This window comes from Burkholderia sp. SIMBA_062, from assembly GCF_046534765.1.
GTDB lineage: Bacteria > Pseudomonadota > Gammaproteobacteria > Burkholderiales > Burkholderiaceae > Burkholderia > Burkholderia ambifaria.
The window spans coordinates 79,869-104,227 of record NZ_JAWRYD010000005.1 but is presented as its reverse complement, the minus strand read 5'-3'; the positions used below and the strand labels follow the sequence as shown (position 1 = coordinate 104,227).

Below are 24,359 nucleotides of genomic sequence, written 5' to 3'. Positions count from 1 at the left end.
GGCCGGCCTCCGGCACACGCGCGGGTCGATGCGAACCCATTATTCCGGCAAGCTTTCGTCGCACTTCGAACCCATGTCACTCGATCCCAACTATCCTCGCAACCTGATCGGCTACGGCCGCCATCCCGTGCAGGCGAACTGGCCCGGGCGCGCCCGCGTCGCCGTGCAATTCGTGCTGAACTACGAGGAGGGCGGCGAGAACTGCGTGCTGCACGGCGATCCGGGCTCCGAGCAGTTCCTGTCCGAAATCGTCGGCGCGGCCGCGTATCCGGACCGCCACATGAGCATGGAGTCGATCTACGAATACGGTTCGCGTGCCGGCGTATGGCGCATCCTGCGCGAATTCGAGAAGCGCGGGCTGCCGCTGACGGTGTTCGGCGTCGGCATGGCGATCGAGCGCCATCCGGAACTTGCGCGCGCCTTCGTCGAGCTCGGTCATGAGATCGCGTGCCACGGCTGGCGCTGGATCCACTACCAGAGCATGACGCCCGAGCTCGAGGCCGAGCACATGCGCCTCGGGATGGAAGCGATCGAGCGCGTGACGGGCGAGCGTCCGCTCGGCTGGTATACCGGCCGCGACAGCCCGAACACGCACCGTCTCGTCGCGGAATACGGCGGCTTCCTGTACGACTCCGACAACTATGGCGACGACCTGCCGTTCTGGATGGACGTCGCCGTGTCGGGCGGCGCTACGTCGCCGCAGCTGATCGTCCCGTACACGCTCGATACCAACGACATGCGTTTCGCGACGCCGCAGGGCTTCAACACCGGCGAGCACTTCTTCGACTACCTGCGCGACGCATTCGACGTGCTGTACGCCGAGGGCGACGAAGCGCCGAAGATGCTGTCGATCGGCATGCACTGCCGGCTGCTGGGCCGGCCGGGGCGTTTTCGCGGGCTGCAGCGTTTCCTCGATCACATCGAGAAGCATGACCGCGTATGGGTGACGCGCCGTGTCGATATCGCGCGTCATTGGCGTGAACATCATCCGTATCAGCCCAATCATCGAAACGAAGGGAAAGCATGAAGGCGATGCGTTACACGTTGGATCAACTGAACACGATGGCGCCGAGCGCATTCGTCGCGGCGCTGTCAGGGATCTTCGAACATTCGCCGTGGGTGGCCGAGGTCGCCGCGGCCGAGCGGCCGTTCGCGAGCATCGACGCGCTGCACAAGACGATGTCGGTTGCGGTCGAGACGGGCGGCGAAGCGCGCCAGCTCGCCCTGATCAACGCTCACCCGGAACTGGCCGGCAAGGCCGCCGTGCGCGGCGAGCTGACGGCCGAGTCGACGCGCGAGCAGAGCGGCGCGGGTCTCGACCAGTGCACGCAGGAAGAGTTCGACAAGCTGCTGACGCTGAACCGCACGTATCGCGAGAAGTTCGGCTTTCCGTTCATCCTCGCGGTGCGCGGCTATGATCGGCACGGCATCATCGCGAACTTCGAGTCGCGCGTGAATCATTCGCGCGCCGAGGAACTGCGCGCGAGCCTCGACCAGATCTACCGGATCGCGCGCTTTCGCCTCGACGACCTGATCGACGCCTGACACCGCAACACGGCCTGCTGCATCGCAGTGGCCTGATCGCCTCACTGAAACAAGGAAACATCATGGCTGTTCCGCTTCTCGATCCCAACGCACCCGATTTCACGCGGCGCTACGTGAACCTTGCCGACCCGCGTCTCGGTGCGCAGGCGCTCGAGGCCAGCGACGACTTCTTCGCGCCGAAGGAGCGGATGCTGAATCCGGAGCCGGCGGTGTTCATCCCCGGCAAGTACGACGATCACGGCAAGTGGATGGACGGCTGGGAGACGCGCCGCAAGCGCACGACGGGCTATGACTGGTGCATCGTCAAGCTCGCGCGGCCGGGCGTGATCAAGGGTTTCGACATCGACACGAGCCACTTCACCGGCAACTTTCCGCCGGCCGCATCGATCGAGGCCGCGTTCGTGGCCGATGGCGCGCCGACGCATGCGACCGAATGGGTCGAGGTCGTGTCGTCGACGACGCTGCAGGGCAACAGCCATCACTACGTCGAAGCGCGCGACGCCCGTGCGTTCACGCACCTGCGCGTGAACATCTATCCGGACGGCGGCATCGCGCGCCTGCGCGTATACGGCCAGCCGCAGCTCGACTGGGCCGGCGCGAGCGCCACCGAGCAGTTCGATCTCGTGGCGATGGAAAACGGCGGCTACGTGGTCGCCGCGAACAACCAGCACTTCGGCGTCGCGTCGAACCTGCTGCTGCCGGGCCGCGGCGTGAACATGGGCGACGGCTGGGAAACCCGGCGCCGCCGCGAGCCGGGCAACGACTGGGCGATCATCGCGCTCGCGCAGCCGGGCGTGATCCGCAAGATCGAAGTCGATACCGCGTTCTTCAAGGGCAACTACCCGGACCGCTGCTCGATCCAGGCCGCGTACGTGTCGGGCGGCACCGACAGCTCGCTGATCACTCAGTCGATGTTCTGGCCGGTGCTGCTCGGCGAACAGAAGCTGCAGATGGACAAGCAGCACTACTTCGAACACGAAATCGCGTCGCTGGGCCCGGTGACCCACGTCCGCCTGAACATCATTCCGGACGGTGGCGTGTCGCGCGTGCGTCTGTGGGGGACGCTCGACAAATGAAGACGCTTGCCATCGAACCGCTGACCAAGGAAGCGTTCGCGCCGTTCGGCGACGTGATCGAAACGGACGGCGCGAAGCAGATTCCGATCAACCTCGGCACGACGATCCGCTTTCACGATCTCGCGACAGTCGACGTGGCGGACGAAGACGGGCGCACCCTCATCAACCTGTTCCGCGGTCAGCCGCGCACGCTGCCGTTCGAGGTGAAGATGCTGGAGCGCCATCCGCTCGGCAGCCAGGCGTTCGTGCCGCTGAACGATCGGCCGTATCTCGTCGTCGTCGCGCCGGCGGGCGATCTCGATGCGTCGAAGATCCGCGCGTTCGTGACGAGCGGGTGGCAGGGCGTCAACTATGCGAAGGGCGTGTGGCATCACCCGCTGATCGCGCTCGGCGGCGTCAGCGACTTCATCGTCGTCGATCGCGGCGGTGAAGGCCTGAACCTGAACGAGCAGGACCTGCGGGAGTCGCTGTGGCTCACCGAGGACGCGCTCGATGCGCTGACGGCCTGAGCCGGATTGCTGCCGTTGCCGTTCGAAGGAACAAAGACACCCGCGCGATTCGCGCGGGTTTTTTTATGCGTGCCGCGTGCTATCGTGCCCGCATCGCCACCGCCCGAAGTCCGGTTCCGGCCCCGTCCCCGATGCGTCAACCTGAAAACGACCTTGCCGTCCTGCTGCGCACGATGCAGCCCGAGCTGCATCGCGGCGCCTTCGCATTCGTCACGCTGCCGGCCGATGCCGACATATCGTTACCCGAAGCGATCGCGACGTTCCGCGAAGCGGAAGGCATGACGGTCGTGGTCGACGAGCAGACTGCGGCACGTCGCGGCTGGCCCGTGCTGTTTCGCGCCGCATGGATCACGCTGACCGTGCATTCGGATCTCGCGGCGGTCGGCCTGACGGCCGCGTTCGCGCGGGCTTTGGGCGCCGCCGGCATCAGCTGCAACGTGATGGCCGCTGCGTATCATGACCACATCTTCGTGCCGTTCGACGACGGCCCGCGCGCGCTCGATGCGCTGGTCGCGCTGCAGCGCGACGCGATACGCGGCTAGCGGGCGACGCATTTCACACACGCAAAAAAACGGGCCCGTTTCCGGGCCCGCGAACGGAGAGGATGCGCCGGCAACCGACCGCCGGCGCCCGGCGGCTTACCTGACCGCGCCGCCCTCGAACCAGGCGGCGAGCTTCACGCGCTCGTCGTCGGTCATGTGCGTGACGTTGCCGATCGGCATCGCCTTCAGGCGCACGGCCTGTTCGTAGATACGCTGCGCGTTCTTCGACACTTCGTCCGGCGTGTCGAACATCACGCCGGCGGGCGCGCTGCCCATCAGCGTCGGCTTGGCCGAGTGGCACTCGACGCAGCGCTGCTGCAGGATCGGCATGATGTCGTTGATCACGACCTTCGGTGCGTTCGCGGCCTGCGCTTCCGGTGCGACCGGCTTCGGCATCGTCCACACGAGCGCGCCCGACAGCAGGGCGACGCCGCCGATCGGCAGGTACCACAGCTGCTTGCCGCGGTGACGCATCACGAAGAACTGACGGATCAGCGCGCCGGCCAGCATGATCAGCACGAGCACGACCCAGTTGAACTTGTTCGTGTACGTCATCGCATAGTGGTTCGACAGCATCGCGAACACGACCGGCAGCGTGAAATACGTGTTGTGCACCGAGCGCTGTTTGCCGCGCTTGCCGTAGATCGGGTTCGGCTCTTCGCCCTTGAGCATCTTGTCGACCATCTTGCGCTGGCCCGGGATGATCACGAAGAACACGTTCGCCGACATGATCGTCGCGAGCATCGCGCCGACGATCAGGTACGCCGCACGGCCCGCGAAGATATGGCACGCGAGGTACGCGGCGGCGACGACGTAGATACCGACGCAAATGCCGAGTACGCGATCGTTGGTGCCGAGGATGCGGCACAGCGAGTCGTAGACGATCCAGCCGGCCGCGAGGAAGCCGAGCGCGGATGCGACGGCGACCACCGGGCCCATGTCGAGCACGCTCTTGTCGATCAGGTACGTGTTCGGTGCGAGCAGGTACAGCACGAAGAACAGCGAGAAGCCCGACAGCCAGGTCGTGTACGACGGCCACTTCGACCAGTGCAGGTCATCCGGCATTTCCGGCGGGGCGACCGTGTACTTCTGCATGTTGTAGAAACCGCCGCCGTGGACGTGCCACAGCTCGCCGAACACGCCGCGCTTGCGCTGGTTCGCGTCGGTCGGCGGTTTCAGGCTGTTGTCCAGCGCGACGAAATAGAACGACTCGCCGATCCACGCAATGGCGACGATGACGTGCAGCCATCGCAGCGCGAGGTTCAGCCAGTCGGTGATGAAGCCTTCCATGAAACTCCTCCAGACTCAGATCGTTATCGTTGATGCGGGCGCCGCTGCGTCGGGTGCCGATGCGCTGTCAGCTGCCGCGATAGGTGCTGTACGACCACGGCGACACGAGCAGCGGCACGTGGTAGTGCGATGCGGTGTCGGCGATGCCGAAGCGCAGCACGACGCGGTCGACGAAACGGGGTTCGGGCACCTTCACGCCGAGCGACGCGAAGTAGTCGCCGGCATGGAATACGAGTTCGTATTCGCCGGCGGCGAGCGCGGCGCCTTCGAGCAGTGGTTCGTCGCAGCGGCCGTCGCTATTGGTCAGCACGGTCTTGATCGCGCGGCGCGCGTCGCCGTCCAGCGCGTAGAGGTCGACCTTGATGGCAGCGCCGGGACGACCGTGCGCCGTATCGAGTACGTGGGTAGTGAGCTTTCCCATTCGTTGTGTCCTTGTGTGAATGCGAGGTTCGGCGGCGACTCGATCCATTGACTGTGCGGCGGATCGAGGCTCCACGTCACGTGGCTACATACCCGTCGGCGAAATTGAAGCGAGCGCCGTGCAGGCATTGTAAAAAGGTTCCCCGCGCAAATACGGGCGCGATATCGAAGATAATGCGCCGCGCATGAACCGCTGTCGACGGCCCGCCGGGAGCGGCCCGCGGCCCGCGATTCCGGGGCTTGGGGGCCCGCACGCGACCTACCATATCGAAACCGTGAAGCGCGGTATTCGGGTTCGCGCATTGTGCGCCGCGCGCGCTTGGGCGATGCTGCCGCCGTGCGCGTCGGGCCGTGAGTTCGCGCGCACCCCGAAGACGGCGTGCACGCCGGGTAACCGGGCCAGCGCGTTCGAACGGACGCAGGCACCGGGGCGTGCCGCGCATCAGCGTTCGAACGGCTTTGTGAACGTCTCCGGGAACGGCTCCCGGCGGCAGAACGACGCGGAGAACGCATGAACCTCGAGCAGCACGCCGGCGCACGCGCGCCACAGCCATCCTCATCCCGCCCGAAGACCCTGCTGGTCAAGCACGCCGACGTGCTCGTGACCATGGACGACACGCGCCGCGAACTGCGCGACGCGGGGCTCTATATCGAAGACAACCGGATCGTCGCGGTCGGCCCGAGCGCCGAGCTGCCCGATAGCGCCGACGAAGTGCTCAACCTGCGTGGCCACCTGGTGATCCCGGGGCTCGTGAACACGCACCATCACATGTACCAGAGCCTCACGCGCGCGGTGCCGGCCGCGCAGAACGCCGAGCTGTTCGGGTGGCTCACGAACCTGTACCGGATCTGGGCGCACCTGACACCCGAGATGATCGAGGTGTCGACGCTGACCGCGATGGCCGAGCTGCTGCAGTCGGGCTGCACGACGTCGAGCGACCATCTGTACATCTACCCGAACGGCAGCCGGCTCGACGACAGCATCGGCGCCGCGCAGCGGATCGGCATGCGGTTTCACGCGAGCCGCGGCGCGATGAGCGTCGGCCAGCGCGACGGCGGGCTGCCGCCCGACTCGGTCGTCGAGCGCGAGCCCGACATCCTGCGCGACGCGCAGCGCCTGATCGAGACCTATCACGACGAAGGCCGCTACGCGATGCTGCGCGTGGTCGTCGCACCGTGCTCGCCGTTCTCGGTGAGCCGCGGCCTGATGCGCGACGCCGCCGTGCTGGCCCGCGACTACGGCGTGTCGCTGCACACGCACCTGGCCGAGAACGTCAACGACATCGCGTACAGCCGCGAGAAGTTCGGGATGACGCCGGCCGAATACGCGGAAGATCTCGGCTGGGTCGGCCACGACGTGTGGCACGCGCACTGCGTGCAGCTCGACGATGCCGGCATCGGCCTGTTCGCGCGCACCGGCACCGGCGTCGCGCACTGTCCGTGTTCGAACATGCGGCTCGCGTCGGGCATCGCGCCGGTGAAGAAGATGCGTCTCGCGGGCGTGCCGGTCGGGATCGGGGTCGACGGTTCCGCGTCGAACGACGGCGCGCAGATGGTCGCGGAAGTGCGGCAGGCGCTGCTGCTGCAGCGGGTCGGCTTCGGGCCCGACGCGATGACCGCGCGAGAAGCGCTCGAGATCGCGACGCTGGGTGGCGCGAAGGTGCTGAACCGTGACGATATCGGCGCGTTGAAGCCCGGCATGGCCGCGGACTTCGCCGCGTTCGACCTGCGCCAGCCGCTGTTCGCGGGCGCGCTGCACGATCCGGTCGCGGCGCTCGTATTCTGCGCGCCGTCGCAGACGGCGTACACGGTGGTGAACGGGAAAGTGGTGGTGCGGGAAGGGCGGCTCGCGACGCTCGATCTGCCGCCCGTCATCGAGCGCCACAACGCCCTTGCGCACGCCCTCGTGGAGGCGTCGCGCTGACGCACGGGCGAGGTGGTCGCTGCGCGCGGCGGTAGTTGCGGCCGGCAGGCCGTACCGCAACGGCCTGGCCGGCGCACGCCGTGCGCGATCAAGCCTCGATCAGCGTGCGGGTCGCTTCGGCGACGAGGCTGCGCAGCCAGCGCACTTCGTCGGAATAGTGGCAGCGTTCGTGCCACAGCTGGTAGTACTGCATCGGCGGGAAGTCGAGCGGCGCCGGCACGACCGACAGCGGCAGGAACTTCGCGTAATGATCGGCGAACAGGCGCGTCGTCGTGAAGATCAGGTCGGACTTCACAAGCACGTACGGCGCGAGGTTGAAGTACGGCAGCGTGACGACCACGTGGCGCTTGAGCCGCTCGCGCGCGAGGTGCACGTCGATCGCGCCGCGCTGGCCGACCGAGTACGGCGTCGGCGCGAGATGCGGCGCGTTCAGGTACTGGTCGAGCGTGAGCCCGCCGCGCTTCGCGAACGGGTGCGTGTTGCTCATCAGGCAGACGATTTCGTCGACGAACAGGTTCGACAGGTGCAGCTGTTCGGGCGGCTCGGGCCAGTTGCCGACGACGATGTCGAGCTTGCCGTCTTCCAGCGCGAGCTCATAGTCGAACGCGGGGCCGAGAGAGTGGAACTCGAGCGTCGCATTCGGCGCGGCCTGGCGGAAGCGTTCGACGACGGTCGGCACGAACAGCACGTTCAGGTAGTCGGGGCAGCCGATCCGGTAGCAGCGGATCGACGTGGCCGGGTCGAAATTGTGCTGCTGGAACTTGATGCGCTCGATTTCACGCAATGCGTTCTGCACCGGTTCGAGCAGGCGCAGCCCGTATTCGGTCGGGACCATGCCGGACTTGCCGCGCACGAGGAGCGGGTCGCCGGTGATGTCGCGCAGGCGCCGCAGCGCGGCGCTGATCGCCGGTTGCGACTGGTTCAGTTTGACGGCCGCGCGCGTGACGCTGCGCTCCATCAACAAGGTGTGCAAGACGCGCAAGAGGTACGTGTCGATCGCCTCGCGTTGCTGACTCATGATATCTCCGTTTATATGTCTGGGCTGATCGAGGGGGCGGGGAGGTATATGGTTTTTAATATGAACGAAAACCAGCGTCAAGAGCTGGATACCCGCAGACGCCCGCCGGCCGGGCCTCGACACGGGGCCGAACGGGGCGTAATGCAGGCGGGCGCGGTGCGGCGCGGATGCGCATTGCACGCATCCGGTAGTCAGGGCACCGCGCGCGACGCGTCAGTCGTCGATGCGCATGCCGACTTTCAGCGTGACCTGCCAGTGGATGACCTGGTCGCCTTCGATGTGGCCGCGTGTTTCGGTCACCTGGAACCAGTGCAGGTTGCGCAGCGTCTTGCCGGCTTTCGAGATCGCGTTGCGGATGGCGTCGTCGCACGATTGCTGCGACGAGCCGGTCAGTTCGATCAGCTTGTAGACGTGGTCGCTCATGATGCGCTCCCTGGGTTGTCGGTACGTGGTCGGTATGGGCGGCCGGCGCGAGCGGCGGGCCCGAAGCGGCGCCGCGCGTGTCCGGCTTCTTGAGTGATAGGTATGATGGGCGGCAAGTGCAACCTCAATTGGAGACGGGGAACATCGTGGAAGTCGGATTTTGCGGACCGGGATTGATGGGCGCGCCGATGATTCGGCATTTGCTGGCGGCGGGCCGCCGGGTCAGCGTATGGAACCGCACGCGCGGCAAGGCCGAGGCGCTTGAACAAGACGGCGCGCAGGTGGTCGACACGCCGCGCGAACTGGCCGAGCGCGTCGACACGGTGTTCGTGTGCGTGCTCGACGGGCGTGCGGTCGGCGACGTCGCGTTCGGCGAGCACGGGCTCCTTGCCGGCGATGCGAACGCACGCCGCTTGAAGCGCATCGTCGATCATTCGAGCATTTCGCCCGCCGCGACGCGCGACTACGCGGCGCGCGCGGCCGCGCTTGGCGTCGGCTGGATCGACGCGCCGGTATCGGGCGGCGTGCCCGGCGCGCAGGCCGGTACGCTCGCGGTGATGGCGGGCGGCGGCGCGGCCGACCTCGACGCGGTGCGGCCGCTGATCGACGCCTACGCGTCGCGCATCACGCACATGGGCGACGCCGGCGCGGGCCAGACCGCGAAGCTGTGCAACCAGGCGATCGTCACCGCGACGGTGACCGCGATCGCGGAAGCCGTCGGCCTGGCGCAGGCGAGCGGCATCGACGCCGCGCGTCTGGCCGACGCGCTGGCGGGCGGGTGGGCCGACTCGGTGCTGCTGCAGACCTTCGTGCCGCGCATGACGTCAAGCGGCCATCCATCGATCGGTGCACTGAGCACATTCCAGAAAGACGTTGATGCGATCGCCGACGCCGCGCGCGACACGGGCGCGGTGATGCCCGTATCGGCCACGGTGCAGCAGGTGCTGCGGCTGGGCGCCGCGCAGGGGCTCGCCGGCGCCGATTTCGCCGCGTTCATCGACATCGTCCGGCCCGGCAACGGGCGCGGGACGGCATAGTGATCGCGCGGTGGCGGTGAAGGGGGAAGCCTGAATGGCCGATGGGCCGCCCGGAGGCGGCCCATCGTGTCGGTGTCGGTTCAGCCGAGGGAGCGCGGTGTCGTGTCGCCGGCGTTCTGGCGTCCGAGGCCGCCGCGCAGGCTCGCCTTCGTGCCCGCACCAAATTCGGGCAGGATGCGCGCGCGGGCGCGGCTCGCGAACACGAGGAAGCCGAAGCCGTTCGCCTCGTACCAATATCCGCCGTTCTCGAGGCCGTCGAGCGGCTGTTCGAGCGCGTTGGCGATCGATTCGATGCAGCGCTTGCGCAGTTCGGCGATGGCCGGATAGGGCGGCTGCGCGCCGCGCACGCTGCACAGGAGCACGTCGAGGCCGGGCAGCACATGCGCGTAGAGGACGGGTTCGTCCTGCGCACGGGCGCGGGCAATCTTGGTGTCGAGCTGCGCGAACGGTTTCGAATGGCGCAATACCGCGAGGAATGACTCCTGGCCATCCTGTTGCGCCCGCCGACGTTTTTTCGGGAAGGACATAAACACTCGCCTCAAAAACAATTGCAAGAAATGCGGCACTTTCATGCGACCCACTCCCGGCTATGTACGCCGCATGTCGATCCTTTATAGCACACGAAAATGCTGCACTCGTGCGGTACGACGATCAATGTCTCCCGTCGACCCGCTTGCCACGATGATCGACACAGCCAGCGTCTCGGCGCCCGTACTGTCGTTTAGTCTCCATCATAGACCTGCTTTTCCCGCGCGTGCATTCGTGCGTCACAAAAAAATGAGATGAGCCTCGCGCGGCGGCGCGCGGCGCACGCATGAAAAAGGCCCGCATTGTGCGGGCCCGGCAGACGCAGCGTGGCGCGGTGCTCAGCGTTGCTTGAGCGAATCGCGGATCTCGCGCAGCAGCACGATGTCTTCCGGCGTCGCGGCCGGCGCGGCTTCTTCCGGCTTGCGCAGCTTGTTGATGAATTTCACCATCAGGAAAATGATGAAAGCGAGGATCACGAAGTTGATCGCCACGGTGATGAACGAGCCGTAGCCGAATGCGGCGACGCCCGCGGCCTGCAGGTCCTTGAACGAATCGGGATTACCCTTGAACGTCGGGGGGATGGTGCCGAGCAGAACGAACTTGTTCGAGAAATCCAGACCGCCGGTCAGCACGCCGATGACCGGCATGATGAGGTCTTTCACGACCGAGTCGACGATCTTCGAGAATGCGCCGCCGATGATCACGCCGACGGCGAGATCCATCACATTGCCTTTGACGGCGAACTCCTTGAATTCCTTGATTATGCTCATGAGCGGCTTTCTCCTGGTTGAGGCGACGGGAAGGCGTGCCGCGACGCGCAGGGCTGCGAAACGTCGGATGGGATCGGAGGCACGCCGATGGCCGCATGATAGCGAACGCGCCCCATTGCCGGTAGCCCATCTTGAAATGATTGACAAATCTGGCTGCCGGCGGCCGGCGCGAGTGGCGATGAAAGGACGCGCGGCGTGAGAGGCGGGCGTCGCGCGATGCGTCGACGCCCGCGTGCGAATGCTCAGGTGTTGTCGTCGGTCCAGCCGTCGTCGTTGCTGCCGAGATCGACGCCACCGCCGCCGCCGTTGCCGTCGCTCCAGTTCGAATTGTCGCCGCGACCGAAGTCGAAGCCAGGATCGTTGTTCTCCTGGCGCCGGCGCTGGTCGTCGACGATCACGTCGCGTTCGACCACGCGCTCGCGGCCGCCCGACATCGCTTCGCCGAGCAGCACGCCGGTCAGCAGCCCGCCCATCCCGCCGCCGAAACCACCGCCTTGCTGGACCACGACGGGCGGCGGCTGTTGCGGATACGGTTGCGGGGGATACGGCTGTTGCGGGTATGGCTGTTGCTGATACGGCTGCCCTTGCGTGCCGGTCATGCGATCGGCTTCCTGCGCATACACGGAGCCGCTGCCGTTCGCCGGCGCCGCGGGCTGCGCGCGCGGATCGGGGCGGCCTTCGACGCGCGCCTTCACGCTCGCATGCCGCTGCTCGAGCTCGTCGATGCGATAGGGCGGCACCGGGTTCTTGCCGTTCGACAGCGCTTCGACCAGCGTGCGCGCATCGGTCTCGATGCCTTCGAGCTCGCCGGTGAGCGCGGCGGCGCCGGGCGCCGTCGACAGCTTCGCGTCGAGTTTCAGCGGACGAATGTCGTTCAGCACGTCGGTCGCGCGCTTCAATTGCGTGCGGCGTTCGTCGTCGGCGCGGCCGTCGTCGGCCGAGCGAGCGCGCCGCAGCGTCCAGCGCAGCACCAGCGCGATGATCGCGACGAGCAGCGCGATGCCGATCCACATGCCGGTCGACGGACCGTGTTTCGCGACCGGCGCGGCCGGCGCGAGCGACGACTGCAACGAGCCGGCCTGCGTGGCCGACGGTGTGTTGCCGCTCACGCGCGCGGCGTCCGCGCGGATCCGCGATTCGGTCTGCGCGAAGTGCGACGCATCCGTGAAACGCAGTTGCGGATCGAGCGACTTCGCCTGCTGCAGTTGCGCGAGCGCGTCCGACGCGCGGCCTTCGCGGTCCAGCACCTGTGCGTACAGGTAGCGCGCATGCGCGTTGTTCGGGTGGGCGTCGATGACTTGCGACAGCTGTGAGTCGGCGCGCTGCCAGTCGCGTTGTGCGATCGACTGCTCGACTTGCTGCAGCGACGGGACGGCAAATGCGGCGGACGACAGCAGCATCAGCGAGAAGCCGAGTGCGGCGAGAGATTTCTTCATGGTCGAACCGGGCGCGAACGCCCGTCTCCTGACGATCGATGCGCGCCGCGAGCCGGGCGGCCGCGGCGCGGTTGCCGTTACTGCGCGGGCGTGTCGAGCTGCTTCTTCAGCGCGGCGAGGCGGTCTTCCACCGACGGGCCCTTGTTCAACGCGGCCAGCTTGTCCTCGAGCGCCTTGCCGCTCGACGTGTCGGCCGAGTTCAGGCGCGCATCCGAGCGCGCGTTCTGCAGCGCGACCTTGTCCTCGAGCTTCTGGAAGTCCTCGGACAGATTCTTGCCACCGATGCCGCCGAGCGCGCTTGCCGCGACGTCCTTCGCCTGCGCGATTTCGTGCTTCGCCTGCAGGATGTTCGAGCGCGAGTTCAGATCGTTGCGGCGCTGGCGCATGTCGGCGATCTGCCCCTTCAGCTTGTCGACCGACGGTTCGAGCGTCGTCAGCTCGGCCGCGAGTGCATCGCGCTCGGCTTCCGCGTTCGACTGCGCGGCGAGGGCCTCGCGTGCAAGTGCTTCGTCGCCGGCCTGCAGCGCGCGCTTCGCGCCGTCTTCGTACTTCTTCACCTTGTCGTCGGCCGCATCGCGCTTGCTGCGCTGGGTCGCGACTTGTGCCTCGATCTCGATCAGCGAATTCTCGGCACGGCCGATGCTGTCGTCGAGCTCCCGCACGATCTGCCGTGCGTCGCGCGACGGATCCTGTACCGAGTCGGCCGCATCGTTCAGCAGGCCTTTGATCGTGCGCGAAATAGAGTCGAAAAGCGACATGAAATCCTCCGTGGTTGAAAGGTGCCGCATGAGCGGCAGTACCCGTCGCGAATCGGTTCCGACCCGCGTGAGCCGGCGGATATTACACCGCCGCCTCCTTAAATACGGCTTAAGCGCCGGCGTTCAAGCGCCATGCGTGTGCCGTATTCGAACCTTTCGCGTCTGAAAGCAACGCTGCGGCACGCGCCGGGCTGCGTGTCCATGATAGGCGGAGCATGCGGCCAATACGTTCCGCAAATCACGGCCGTGCGGGAATTTTTACAAAAAATCGCGAAGTCAATCGGTCGATTTCATTAAAATGCGCTGTCACGTCGCGGGAACGGATCGCCGCGCGGCGGGGTCTGTCGACGTGACAGTTGCCACGATGCACCCACTCTGATTCATCCGCTTGCATTTCCGCATGCGTCCGAGGGCGCCACGCCGCCTGCCATTCCGACATGCCAATTATCAAACGACCGTCTTCTCCTTCCGACCGGAACGAACCCCACTACACATTGCGCCGTTCGCCGTCGGGAGCCTATTACCCCGATGACGACAACGGCGACGACGACCGCCGCACGCAGCGCCGTGGAGGCGGGGGCGGCGGCCGCCGCTCGTTCGGCTCGCGCGTCGCGCTGTGGTTCGTCGGGCTGTTCGCGACGCTCGCGATCGTCGGCGCGCTGATCGTCGGCTACGCACTCGTCGTGATGGCGCCGCAACTGCCGTCGCTCGATGCGCTGACCAACTACCAGCCGAAGGTGCCGTTGCGCGTGTTCACCGCCGATCACGTGCTGATCGGCGAGTTCGGCGAGGAGCGCCGCAGCCTCGTGCGCTTCCAGGACATTCCCGACGTGATGAAGAAGGCCGTGCTCGCGATCGAGGACTACCGCTTCTACGAACACGGCGGCGTCGACTTCCTCGGCATCCTGCGCGCGGGCGTGGCCGACCTGATGCACGGCGGCGCGCGCCAGGGCGCGAGCACGATCACGATGCAGGTCGCGCGCAACTTCTTCCTGTCGAGCGAGAAGACCTACACGCGCAAGATCTACGAGATGCTGCTCGCGTACAAGATCGAGAAGGCGCTGACGAAGGACCAGATCCTCGAGCTGTACATGAACCAGATCTACCTGGGCCAGCGCTCGTACGGCTTCGCGGCCGCCGCGCGCGTGTATTTCGGCAAGGACCTGAAGGACATCACGCTCGCGGAAGCGGCGATGCTCGCGGGGCTGCCGAAGGCGCCGTCCGCGTACAACCCGGTCGTCAACCCGAAGCGCGCGAAGGTGCGTCAGGAATACATCCTGAAGCGCATGCTCGAGATCGGCTACATCACGCAGCCGCAGTACGACCAGGCGGTGAAGGAGGACATCCGCGTGCGCACGCCGGGCAACCAGTATGCGGTGCACGGCGAATACGTGTCCGAGATGGTGCGGCAGATGATGTACCAGCAGTACAAGGACGAAACCTATACGCGCGGGCTGACCGTCACGACGACGATCAACTCGGCCGACCAGGAAGCGGCGTACCAGGCCGTGCGCCGCGGCATTCTCGATTACGAGCGCCGCCACGGCTATCGCGGGCCGGAAGGCTCGATCAACCTGCCGGCGGCCGGCGACGAGCGCGACGAGGCGATCGACGATGCGCTCGCCGATCATCCGGACAACGGAGATTTGCAATCGGCGGTGGTGCTGGCGGCGTCGCCGAATGCGGTCGAGGTGCAGTTCGTCGGCGGCGCGACGACGACGATCGGCCCGGCCGGGCTGCGCTTCGTGTCGGCCGCGCTGAATCAGCGCGCGAACGCCACGCTGCGGATCAAGCCCGGTTCGATCGTGCGCGTGCTGAAGGACGGCAAGACGGGCTGGCAGGTCGTGCAGCTGCCGCAGGTCGAAGGCGCGCTCGTCGCGATCGCGCCGCAGGACGGTGCGATCCGTTCGCTGGTCGGCGGCTTCGACTTCAACAAGAGCAAGTTCAACCACGTGACGCAGGCGTGGCGCCAGCCGGGTTCGTCGTTCAAGCCGTTCATTTATTCGGCTTCGCTCGACAAGGGCCTCGGACCGGCGACGATCATCAACGATGCACCGCTGTACTTCCCGCCGAGCGTGCCGGGCGGCACCGCGTGGGAGCCGAAGGACGACGACCAGCCGGACGGCCCGATGTCGATGCGTACCGGCCTGCAGCGTTCGAAGAACCTCGTGTCGATCCGGATCCTCGCGTCGATCGGCACGCAGTACGCGCAGCAGTACGTGACGCAGCGCTTCGGCTTCGATCCGGCGAAGACGCCGCCGTACCTGCCGATGGCGCTCGGTGCGGGTCTCGTGACGCCGCTGCAGCTCGCGACCGGCTATGCGGTGTTCGCGAACGGCGGCTACAAGGTCGATCCGTACCTGATCGCCGAAGTCGATGACGCGCACGGGCAGGCGCTGCAGAAGGCACAGCCGGTGGTGGCCGGCGGCACGGCGCCGCGCACGATCGAAGGTCGCAACGCGTACGTGATGAACAGCCTGCTGCACACGGTCGCGACGGCCGGCACGGGCGCGGGCACCAACGCGCTCGGCCGCGGCGACCTGCAGGGCAAGACCGGTACGACGAACGAGGCGAAGGACGGCTGGTTCGCCGGCTACCAGCAGTCGCTCGTCGCGGTCGCGTGGATGGGCTTCGACCAGCCGAAGAGCCTTGGCAGCCGCGAATTCGGCGCGCAGCTCGCGCTGCCGATCTGGGTGAACTACATGCGCACCGCGCTGAACGGCGTGCCCGAGCAGCAGATGCCGATGCCGGACGGCCTGACGACGGTCGACGGCGAGCTGTACTACGCCGACCGCACGCCGGGCAACGGCTTCGTCGGGAGCGTGGACATCAACCCGGCCGAGAACGCGATCAGCGCGAACGACGCACTCGGCTCGGCCGGCGCGGCCGGGCTTGCGCCGCCGCCCGTCACGCAGCAGGAGAAGCAGCAGATCATGGACATGTTCGAGAACAAGTAAGCGATACGCGGATGTTTCGCATGCGACGGGCGCCTTCGGGCGCCCGTTTTGTTGCGTGTCGTCGTGCGTCAGCCCACGTGCGTGGTCGGCGTCATCTGCCTATTTCGCGTCCGGCACGCTTCGCGCTTGTAAAACGCTGCGCGCTCAACCACTTGCGTGTTTGCCCGGCGGGTTATCAACAGGGCTGTCAACATAAACTGGGGATAACCCGCGGCGCCATGCGCAGGTTCAGTGCTGCCGTTTCGCGTGCGCGAGATGCATGCCGAGTGTCGCGGGGTCGGTATTCGTGCCCGACAGCAGCACGCCGACCCGCTTGCCCTGCAAGGTCTCGCGCAACGGGCCGAGCAGCGCCGCGAGCGCCGCCGCGCACGCCGGCTCGACCGACAGCTTCAGGTGCGAGAACAGGAACAGCATCGCCGCGCGCAGCGCGTCGTCGGACACCGTGACGATGCGGTCGATGTGGCGCCGGCACAGCTGGTAGCTGTATTCCTCGGTGTGCGGCGCCATCAGCGAATCGGCGATCGTCTGCATCGCGCTCATCTTGATCGTGTGATTCGCCGCGAAGCTGCGGCACATCGCGTCGGCGCCTTCCGGCTCGACGCCGTACACGTGCACGCGCGGATTCGCGAGCCGCAGCGCGGTCGCCATGCCGGCCGCGAGCCCGCCGCCGCCGATCGGCACGATCACCGCGTCGAGATCGGGCGTCTGCGTCGCCCATTCGTAGCCGAGCGTCGCGGTGCCGAGAATCGTGTGATAGCCGTTGAACGGATGGATGAAGAAGCGGCCTTCCTCGGCCTCGATGCGCCGCACGAGGTCGAACGCCTGCGACGCGCTGCCGGCCAGCACGACTTCCGCGCGGTACTGCTTGCACTGCGCGATGCGCGTCGGGCTCGCGGTATGGAACATCACGACCTTCGCACTGCTGCCGAGCCGCATCGCCGCATACGCGACGGCCGCCGCATGATTGCCGGCCGAGACACACGTGACGCCGGCGTTCTTGCGCGCTTCGTCGAGTGCCAGCAGGTGCGTGAACGCACCGCGCGCCTTGAAGCTGCCGCTCGCCTGCAGCAGCTCGAACTTGAAGTTGACGTGCGTGCCCTCGAGGGACGGCAGGTCGGCGCGCTCGAACACCGGCGTGCGCGCGACCCACGGCGACAATGCGAAATGCTGCGCGGCGATTTCGTCGAGCGTCGGAATCGGCTCGCCGTCGATCGTCGTATGGGCGGTGCCCTGTTGTTCAGTCGACATGACGTGGCGGGTGGCGGGAGTGGGGCCGGCCCGCACACGCAGGCCGGCGTGGCGGGGGGCAGTCAGTGTGCGTCGACCGACATGCTGCGGATGAACTTGCGCAGGAACTGCTCGCAGGCGGCGAGCTGCGCGAGCTCGACATATTCGTTCGGCTTGTGCGCCTGCTCGATGTTGCCGGGACCGCACACGACGCTCGGGATGCCGGCGCGTTCGAACAGGCCGGCCTCGGTGCCGTACGCGACCTTGCGCTTGTCCTGATCGGCCGTCAGCGCGCGCACGAGCTGCGTGATCGCGGCCTGTTCCGTCGCGTCGAGGCCGGGTGCCGCCGCGATCTTCGAGAACTCGATCGCCGCGTTCGGATGTTCGCGCAGCATCTGCGGCAGCAGCGTTTCCTGTGCATACGCTTCGATGCGCGTGAAGATCTGCTCGGGGTCGAGCGTCGGCAGGTTGCGGAACTCGAAGTCGAACCGGCATTCGGCCGGCACCGTGTTGATCGCGTTGCCGCCCTGGATCGTGCTCGTCTGCGCGGTCGTGAACGGCACGTCGTACAGCTCGTCGAACGGGCCTTCGGCACGGAAGCGCTCGGCGATGTCGCGGATGTGGCAGATGAGGCGCGCGGCGTATTCGATCGCGTTCAGGCCCTTCGGCGTCAGCGACGAGTGCGCGGCGTGACCGCGCACGCAGCAGCGGTACGCGTTGATGCCCTTGTGCGCGATGATCGGCCGCATGCTGGTCGGCTCGCCGACGATGCAGCCGGACGGCTTCACGCCGCGCTTGACGAGATCGGCGATCAGCAGCGGTGCGCCCGCGCAGCCGATTTCCTCGTCGTAGGACAGCGCGAAATGAATCGGTTTCGCGAGCTTCGTCGCCTGCATCTCGGGCAGCAGCGCGAGCGCCGTGCCGATGAAACCCTTCATGTCGCAGGTGCCGCGGCCGTACAGGCGGCCATCGCGGATTTCCGGCGCGAACGGGTTGCTGTCCCACTGCTGGCCGTCGACCGGCACGACGTCGGTGTGCCCCGACAGCACGATGCCGCCGTCGGTCGAGCCGTCGTGCGCGGGCACGGTCGCGAACAGGTTGGCCCAGCCTTCGCGCGGATCGTGCGTGAGCGTCGACACGATGCCCTTCGCGGCAAGCGCGTCGCGCACCGCTTCGATCAGGCCGAGGTTCGGCACGCGGCTCGTCGTGTCCATCGACACCAGCTGCTTGATCCAGGGCAGGCTGACGAGCGAAGCGTCGCCTTGGTCGGCGGCGGACGGCGCCGTCGCGTCGAGAGTGGACATGGCAAAACTCCGTCTGAGGAATGGGAAAATCATACTCAAAAACGCGTCGGCCCGCCTTCGCCGGCCGCGATGCGGTGCAGCATCGCGGCCGCGCCGTCAGCGTGCCGCGCTCGCGGCGCCGGCGCGCGGCGCGAGCGCGCGCAGCGTTTCCTTGATCGTCGACACGCGGATCGCGAGATCGGGCGAGCGCGTCTCGATGCGCAGCTTGTCCTGGCCCGCGAGCTTGATGTGCCGGTGCTTCTGCACCATTTCGATGATACGCATCGGATCGATCGGCGGGTTCGGCTCGAACTGCAGCCCGATCGCGGCCTCGCTCGCGTCGATCTTGATGATGCCGAGCGGTTTCGCGGCCAGCCGCAGCCGGTGCGTCTCGACGAGCGCGTGCGCCTGCGGCGGCAGCTTGCCGAAGCGGTCGATCAGCTCTTCCTGGATGCCGTCGATCGCGTCGCCGTGCTCGCAGTTCGCGAGACGCTTGTACAGCGACAGCCGCTCCTGCACGTCCGCGCAGTAGTCGGCCGGCAGGATCGCGGGCGCATGCAGGTTGATTTCCGTCGTCGCGGCGAGCGGTGCGGTGAGGTCGGGCTCCTTGCCGTTCTTCAGCGCCTTCACCGCGTCGTTCAGCATGTCGGTATACAGCTGGAAGCCGATCTCGTGGATCTCGCCCGACTGCTTGTCGCCGAGCACCTCGCCGGTGCCGCGGATCTCGAGGTCGTGCATTGCGAGATAGAAGCCCGAACCGAGTTCCTCCATCTGCTGGATCGCCTCGAGCCGGCGCTGTGCCTGCTTGGTCAGCGACTGCGGATCGTGGACCAGCAGGTACGCATACGCCTGGTGGTGCGAACGGCCGACGCGGCCGCGCAGCTGGTGAAGCTGCGCGAGGCCGAACTTGTCCGCGCGGTGCATGATGATCGTGTTCGCGCTCGGCACGTCGATGCCGGTCTCGATGATGGTCGTGCACAGCAGCACGTTCGCGCGCTGCGCGACGAAATCGCGCATCACGCGTTCGAGTTCGCGCTCGTGCATCTGGCCGTGCGCGATCACGATGCGCGCTTCGGGCACGAGCGCCTCGAGCATCGCCCTGCGGTTCTCGATCGTCTCGACCTCGTTGTGCAGGAAGTACACCTGGCCGCCGCGTTTCAGCTCGCGCAGCATCGCCTCGCGCATCACGCTTTCGTCCTCGCGGCGCACGAAGGTCTTGATCGCGAGCCGCTTCTGCGGCGCGGTCGCGATCACCGAGAAGTCGCGCAGCCCCTCGAGGGCCATCCCGAGCGTACGCGGGATCGGCGTGGCGGTCAGCGTCAGCACGTCGACTTCCGCGCGCAGCGCTTTCAGCGCTTCCTTCTGGCGCACGCCGAAGCGGTGTTCCTCGTCGATGATCACGAGGCCGAGGCGCTTGAACTGCACGTCCGACGACAGCAGCTTGTGCGTGCCGATCACGATGTCGACCGTGCCTTCGTTGATCTGAGCGATCGCCGCATTCACTTCCTTCGTGGTCTTGAAGCGCGACAGCTCGACGATGCGCACCGGCCAGTCCGCGAAGCGGTCGACGAAGGTCTGCGTGTGCTGCTCGGCGAGCAGCGTGGTCGGCGACAGCAGCGCGACCTGCTTGCCGCCCATCACCGCGATGAACGCGGCGCGCAGCGCGACCTCGGTCTTGCCGAAGCCGACATCGCCGCACACGAGGCGGTCCATCGGTTTGCCGCTCGTCATGTCGCCGATCACGGCCGCGATGGCCGCGGCCTGGTCGGGCGTTTCCTCGAAGCCGAAGCTCTCCGCGAACTTCACGTAGTCGCGCGGGTCGAGCGCGAACGCATGACCCTCGCGGGCCGCGCGGCGCGCGTACAGGTTCAGCAGCTCGGCCGCCGTGTCGCGAATCTGCTGCGCGGCCTTGCGCTTCGCCCGCTCCCACTGGCCCGAGCCGAGCGCGTGCAGCGGTGCGCTGTCGGGATCGGCGCCGCTGTAGCGCGAGATCACGTGCAATTGCGCGACCGGCACGTAGAGCTTGCTGTCGCCCGCGTATTCGAGGTGCAGGAATTCGGTCTCGCCTTCGCCGAGATCCATCGACACGAGGCCCATGTAGCGGCCGATGCCGTGCTGCGCATGGACGACCGGGTCGCCGACCTTCAGCTCCGACAGGTCGCGCACCATCGCGTCGACGTTGCTCGCCTGTTCCTGGCGGCGCCGGCCCGCGCGCCGGCCGAGCGCGCCGTACAGCTCGGTTTCGGTGACGATTGCGTAGCCTTCGCTCGGCACCGCGAAGCCGCTCGCGAGCGGCGCGACACCGAGCGCGAACGGCGCATCGCTTTCGAGCCAGCCCGCGAAGTGGTCGTTCGACGCGGGGCGCAGGTGATGCTCCGCGAGCAGTTGCAGGATCGTTTCGCGGCGGCCGGCCGATTCGACCGTCAGCAGCACGCGCTTGCCCGACGATTCGACGAACGTGCGCAGCGCGGCGAGCGGATCGTCGGCATGGCGATCGACCGTGAGCTCGGGCAGGCCCGTCGCCCAGCCGCCGGCCGGCTGCGCGGGCAGCACGACGCGCGCGAACGGCTTCGCGAACGCGAAGAAATCCTCATCGGACAGGAACAGGCGCTGCGGCTCGAGGATCGGCCGTTCCCGGTCGTGCGCGAGGAACGCGTGGCGCTGCTTCGTATCGGCCGTGAAGCGGCGGATCGACGCCTCGAGATCGCCGGTGAACACGAGGTGCGCGTCCTGTGGCAGGTAGTGGAACAGCGTGGCCGTCTCGTCGAAGAACAGCGGCAGGTAGTACTCGATGCCGGCCGACGGCACGCCGTTGCCGATGTCCTTGTAGATGGGCGCGCGGCTCGGGTCGCCTTCGAAGGTCTCGCGCCAGCGGCTGCGAAAGGCCGTGCGCGCGGCTTCGTCGAACGGAAACTCGCGGCCGGGCAACAGGCGCACGTCGCGAACCGGGTAGAGGCTGCGCTGCGTATCGGGATCGAACGCGCGGATCGAGTCGACCTGGTCGTCGAACAGGTCGATCCGGTACGGCAGCGGCGAGCCCATTGGATACAGGTCGATCAGCGAGCCGCGCACGCAGTATTCGCCGGGCCGCACGACCTGGCTCACGTGTTCGTAGCCGGCCAGCGTGAGCTGCGCCTTCAGCTTCGCCTCGTCGAGCCGCTCGCCCTGCGCGAACGCGAAGGTGTACGCGGCCATGAACGACGCGGGCGGCATCCGGTACAGCGCGGTGGTCGCGGGCACCAGCAGGATGTCGCAGCGGCCCTCGCCGAGGTCGTGCAGCGTCGCGAGGCGCTCGGAGACGAGATCCTGGTGCGGCGAGAACGTGTCGTACGGCAGCGTTTCCCAGTCCGGCAGCAGGCGCACGCGCGCGTCGGGCGAGAAGTAGCGGAGTTCCTGCGACAGCCGCTGCGCGTCGACTGCGTTCGCGCAGATCACCGCAAGGAGCGGGACCGCGGCGCGGTTCTCGGCGAGATAGCGGGCGATGGCGAGTGCGTCGGCGGAGCCGTGCGTGCCGTCGAAGGCGAACCGCTGGCCCGGTTTGACGCGGGCGACGGGCGAGGCGAACGGGATGGAAGCGTTGTCTGGCATAGGGACGGCAGGGGTGGCGGGCACGGCGCGGCGCGGTGCGCCGGTCGAGACGAAAGACCTATTATAAAATCCGCTTCTCGATTTCATCTTTCCGGCGTTTCCACTTCGTGACTCCCCGACTTTTCGCCCTGATTCCTTGCGCCGGCACGGGCAGCCGCTCCGGTTCGGCCGTGCCGAAGCAATACCGCACGCTGGCCGGCCGCGCGCTCCTGCATTACACGCTCGCCGCGTTCGACGCGTGCAGCGAATTCGCGCAGACGCTCGTCGTCCTCGCGCCCGACGACACGCACTTCGACGCGCGCCGCTTCGCGGGCCTGCGCTTCGCGGTGCGCCGCTGCGGCGGCGGCTCGCGGCAGGCGTCGGTGCTCAACGGGCTGCTGGAGCTGGGCGAATTCGGCGCGACCGACCAGGACTGGGTGCTCGTGCACGACGCCGCGCGCCCCGGCATCACGCCGGAGCTGATCCGCACGCTGGTCGCGGCGCTGAAGGACGATCCGGTCGGCGGGATCGTCGCGCTGCCGGTGGCCGATACGCTCAAGCGCGTGCCGGCCGGCGGCGACGCGATCGCCCGCACCGAGTCGCGCGACGCGCTGTGGCAGGCGCAGACGCCGCAGATGTTCCGCATCGGCATGCTGCGCGACGCGATCCTGCGCGCGCAGCGGGAAGGGCACGACCTGACCGACGAGGCCAGCGCGATCGAATGGGCCGGTCATACCCCGCGCGTCGTGCAGGGCAGCCTGCGCAACTTCAAGGTCACGTACCCGGAAGATTTCGCGCTCGCCGAAGCGATCCTCGCGCGTTCCACGAACGCTTCCTGACTTTCACCTCATCTCAAACCGGAATACGCATGGATTTCAGAATCGGACAAGGCTACGACGTGCACCAGCTCGTCCCGGGGCGCCCGCTCATCATCGGCGGCGTGACGATTCCGTACGAGCGCGGCCTGCTCGGCCATTCGGACGCGGACGTGCTGCTGCACGCGATCACCGACGCGCTGTTCGGCGCGGCGGCGCTCGGCGACATCGGCCGCCATTTCTCCGACACCGACGCCGCGTTCAAGGGGGCGGACAGCCGCGTGCTGCTGCGCGAGTGCGTCGCCCGCGTGAAGGCCGCCGGCTTCACGATCCAGAACGTCGACAGCACCGTGATCGCGCAGGCGCCGAAGCTCGCGCCGCATATCGACGGGATGCGCGCGAACCTCGCGGCCGATCTCGGGCTGCCGCTCGAGCGTGTGAACGTGAAGGCGAAGACCAACGAGAAGCTCGGCTACCTCGGCCGCGGCGAGGGCATCGAGGCGCAGGCCGCCGCGTTGCTGGTGAAGGGCGCGTGAGCGCCTGATGCCGGTTTGACGCCGGCCCGAAGCGGCGCGCAGGTTGCGCCGCCGCAATGAAAAATGCCACGCGCTTGCGTGGCATTTTCGTTTCCGGCCCGGTGCGGCGGACGCGGCGTCGGATGGCCGCCGCGCCGCGCTGTCGGCCGCGCGGTGCGCTTACGCGCCTTCGGCGGCGATCACCTGCGCGGCGGCGTTGATCACCGACGCGATGCGGCCGACGTCACGCAGCTGCGTCGTCGTCATCCCTTGCTCGTTCTTCAGCAGCGCATAGTGCGACTTCACGCAGAAGTGGCACTTGCCGACGATCGACGCGGCGAGCGCGTACATCTCGAACCGGCGCTTGTCGACGCCGCCGTGCGACGCATACGCGCCCATCCGCAGCTCGGCGCGCTGCGTCTTCAGGTCGGCGTCGTCGGCCATCTCGACATACGGATACCAGGTGTTGTTCATCCCCATCAGCGCGGCCGCCGTCAGCACGGCGTTCGTTTCTTCGGGCGACAGCACGCCGGCTTCGCGGATCGTCTTCACGAGCACGGTGCTCTTCGCCGCGACCGCCGCCGCCAGCGCAACGCCGACTGCATCGTTGCCTTCGAGCGACGAGCGCGAGATCGTGCCGTCAAGGTTCAGGCGAATGTCCTTCGCGTAGTCGGGGATACGCGCCTTAATCGAGTCGATGAATTCCATTGATATCTCCT

General features: G+C 67.3%; 22 protein-coding genes. 10 read left to right on the top strand and 12 right to left on the bottom strand.

Translation table 11 applies throughout. The features are described 5' to 3' along the window. The first annotated feature begins 73 nt into the window (after positions 1-73). From puuE to SB786_RS07040, 5 genes are all read left to right on the top strand, one after another. The gene (gene puuE, locus SB786_RS07060) at positions 74-1,027 is read left to right on the top strand and encodes an allantoinase PuuE (RefSeq protein WP_410726891.1); all 954 of its coding nucleotides are present in this window, start codon (positions 74-76) and stop codon (positions 1,025-1,027) included. Beyond that, positions 1,024-1,545 carry a 2-oxo-4-hydroxy-4-carboxy-5-ureidoimidazoline decarboxylase gene (gene uraD, locus SB786_RS07055; protein ID WP_410726890.1) on the top strand — a complete coding sequence of 174 codons (522 nt, stop codon included), beginning with the start codon at positions 1,024-1,026 and terminating at the stop codon, positions 1,543-1,545. The genes puuE and uraD overlap by 4 nt, the downstream gene beginning before the upstream one ends. Positions 1,546-1,607: 62 nt before the next feature. Then, positions 1,608-2,621, top strand: a complete 1,014-nt coding sequence (gene alc / locus SB786_RS07050) for an allantoicase (protein ID WP_410726889.1) — start codon at positions 1,608-1,610, stop codon at positions 2,619-2,621. Continuing rightward, a complete protein-coding gene (locus SB786_RS07045) occupies positions 2,618-3,130 on the top strand; it encodes an ureidoglycolate lyase (protein WP_410726888.1) in 513 nt (170 codons plus the stop codon). The genes alc and SB786_RS07045 overlap by 4 nt, the downstream gene beginning before the upstream one ends. A gap of 131 nt (positions 3,131-3,261) precedes the next feature. Then, complete coding sequence (locus SB786_RS07040) at positions 3,262-3,672, top strand: ACT domain-containing protein (RefSeq protein ID WP_410726887.1); 411 nt, start codon at positions 3,262-3,264, stop codon at positions 3,670-3,672. Between the two features lie 96 nt (positions 3,673-3,768). Here the strand turns inward: SB786_RS07040 and SB786_RS07035 are convergent, their stop codons facing one another. After that, a complete protein-coding gene (locus SB786_RS07035) occupies positions 3,769-4,962 on the bottom strand; it encodes a urate hydroxylase PuuD (RefSeq protein WP_410726886.1) in 1,194 nt (397 codons plus the stop codon). Positions 4,963-5,029: 67 nt separating this feature from the next. Then, a complete protein-coding gene (gene uraH / locus SB786_RS07030; protein ID WP_410726885.1) occupies positions 5,030-5,383 on the bottom strand; it encodes a hydroxyisourate hydrolase in 354 nt (117 codons plus the stop codon). Positions 5,384-5,893: 510 nt separating this feature from the next. Here uraH and SB786_RS07025 point away from each other — a divergent pair. Next, positions 5,894-7,306, top strand: coding sequence for an 8-oxoguanine deaminase (locus SB786_RS07025; RefSeq protein ID WP_410726884.1), 1,413 nt, complete (start codon positions 5,894-5,896; stop codon positions 7,304-7,306). Positions 7,307-7,394: 88 nt separating this feature from the next. Here the strand turns inward: SB786_RS07025 and SB786_RS07020 are convergent, their stop codons facing one another. Beyond that, the gene (locus SB786_RS07020; RefSeq protein WP_006762467.1) at positions 7,395-8,324 is read right to left on the bottom strand and encodes a LysR substrate-binding domain-containing protein; all 930 of its coding nucleotides are present in this window, start codon (positions 8,322-8,324) and stop codon (positions 7,395-7,397) included. A 213-nt stretch (positions 8,325-8,537) separates the two neighbouring features. Then, a complete protein-coding gene (locus tag SB786_RS07015) occupies positions 8,538-8,747 on the bottom strand; it encodes a dodecin (RefSeq protein WP_006762466.1) in 210 nt (69 codons plus the stop codon). Positions 8,748-8,893: 146 nt separating this feature from the next. Between SB786_RS07015 and SB786_RS07010 the strand changes: the two genes are divergently transcribed. Next, a complete protein-coding gene (locus SB786_RS07010; RefSeq protein WP_410727010.1) occupies positions 8,894-9,784 on the top strand; it encodes an NAD(P)-dependent oxidoreductase in 891 nt (296 codons plus the stop codon). 80 nt (positions 9,785-9,864) lie between these two features. On the opposite strand, the gene SB786_RS07005 is transcribed toward SB786_RS07010, so the two are convergent. From SB786_RS07005 to SB786_RS06990, 4 genes are all read right to left on the bottom strand, one after another. Continuing rightward, positions 9,865-10,311, bottom strand: a complete 447-nt coding sequence (locus tag SB786_RS07005; protein ID WP_027784713.1) for a hypothetical protein — start codon at positions 10,309-10,311, stop codon at positions 9,865-9,867. A 339-nt stretch (positions 10,312-10,650) separates the two neighbouring features. Next, entirely contained in the window at positions 10,651-11,082 is a 432-nt protein-coding gene (mscL, locus tag SB786_RS07000) for a large conductance mechanosensitive channel protein MscL (protein ID WP_006760677.1), read from the bottom strand. Positions 11,083-11,324: 242 nt separating this feature from the next. Further along, entirely contained in the window at positions 11,325-12,518 is a 1,194-nt protein-coding gene (locus SB786_RS06995) for a tetratricopeptide repeat protein (RefSeq protein WP_410726883.1), read from the bottom strand. Between the two features lie 77 nt (positions 12,519-12,595). Beyond that, the gene (locus SB786_RS06990; RefSeq protein ID WP_006752024.1) at positions 12,596-13,276 is read right to left on the bottom strand and encodes a PspA/IM30 family protein; all 681 of its coding nucleotides are present in this window, start codon (positions 13,274-13,276) and stop codon (positions 12,596-12,598) included. Positions 13,277-13,713: 437 nt separating this feature from the next. On the opposite strand from SB786_RS06990, the gene SB786_RS06985 reads away from it, so the two are divergent. Then, on the top strand, positions 13,714-16,233 hold the full coding sequence (locus SB786_RS06985; protein ID WP_410726882.1) for a penicillin-binding protein 1A: 2,520 nt from the start codon (positions 13,714-13,716) through the stop codon (positions 16,231-16,233). A gap of 228 nt (positions 16,234-16,461) precedes the next feature. Here SB786_RS06985 and SB786_RS06980 read toward each other — a convergent pair whose 3' ends face one another. From SB786_RS06980 to mfd, 3 genes are all read right to left on the bottom strand, one after another. Continuing rightward, positions 16,462-17,481, bottom strand: coding sequence for a threonine/serine dehydratase (locus SB786_RS06980; protein ID WP_006760681.1), 1,020 nt, complete (start codon positions 17,479-17,481; stop codon positions 16,462-16,464). 62 nt (positions 17,482-17,543) lie between these two features. Continuing rightward, positions 17,544-18,764, bottom strand: coding sequence for an acetylornithine deacetylase (gene argE / locus SB786_RS06975; protein WP_105834009.1), 1,221 nt, complete (start codon positions 18,762-18,764; stop codon positions 17,544-17,546). Between the two features lie 96 nt (positions 18,765-18,860). Beyond that, positions 18,861-22,418 (bottom strand): transcription-repair coupling factor, encoded by a 3,558-nt coding sequence (gene mfd, locus SB786_RS06970; protein WP_410726881.1) that lies wholly within the window; start codon positions 22,416-22,418, stop codon positions 18,861-18,863. A gap of 20 nt (positions 22,419-22,438) precedes the next feature. Here mfd and ispD point away from each other — a divergent pair, with 20 nt between their 5' ends. Then, entirely contained in the window at positions 22,439-23,149 is a 711-nt protein-coding gene (gene ispD / locus SB786_RS06965) for a 2-C-methyl-D-erythritol 4-phosphate cytidylyltransferase (protein WP_410726880.1), read from the top strand. Positions 23,150-23,178: 29 nt separating this feature from the next. After that, positions 23,179-23,661 (top strand): 2-C-methyl-D-erythritol 2,4-cyclodiphosphate synthase, encoded by a 483-nt coding sequence (ispF, locus tag SB786_RS06960; protein ID WP_034177682.1) that lies wholly within the window; start codon positions 23,179-23,181, stop codon positions 23,659-23,661. 159 nt (positions 23,662-23,820) lie between these two features. Here the strand turns inward: ispF and SB786_RS06955 are convergent, their stop codons facing one another. After that, the gene (locus tag SB786_RS06955; protein ID WP_006760961.1) at positions 23,821-24,348 is read right to left on the bottom strand and encodes a carboxymuconolactone decarboxylase family protein; all 528 of its coding nucleotides are present in this window, start codon (positions 24,346-24,348) and stop codon (positions 23,821-23,823) included. Between the last annotated feature and the right edge of the window lie 11 nt (positions 24,349-24,359).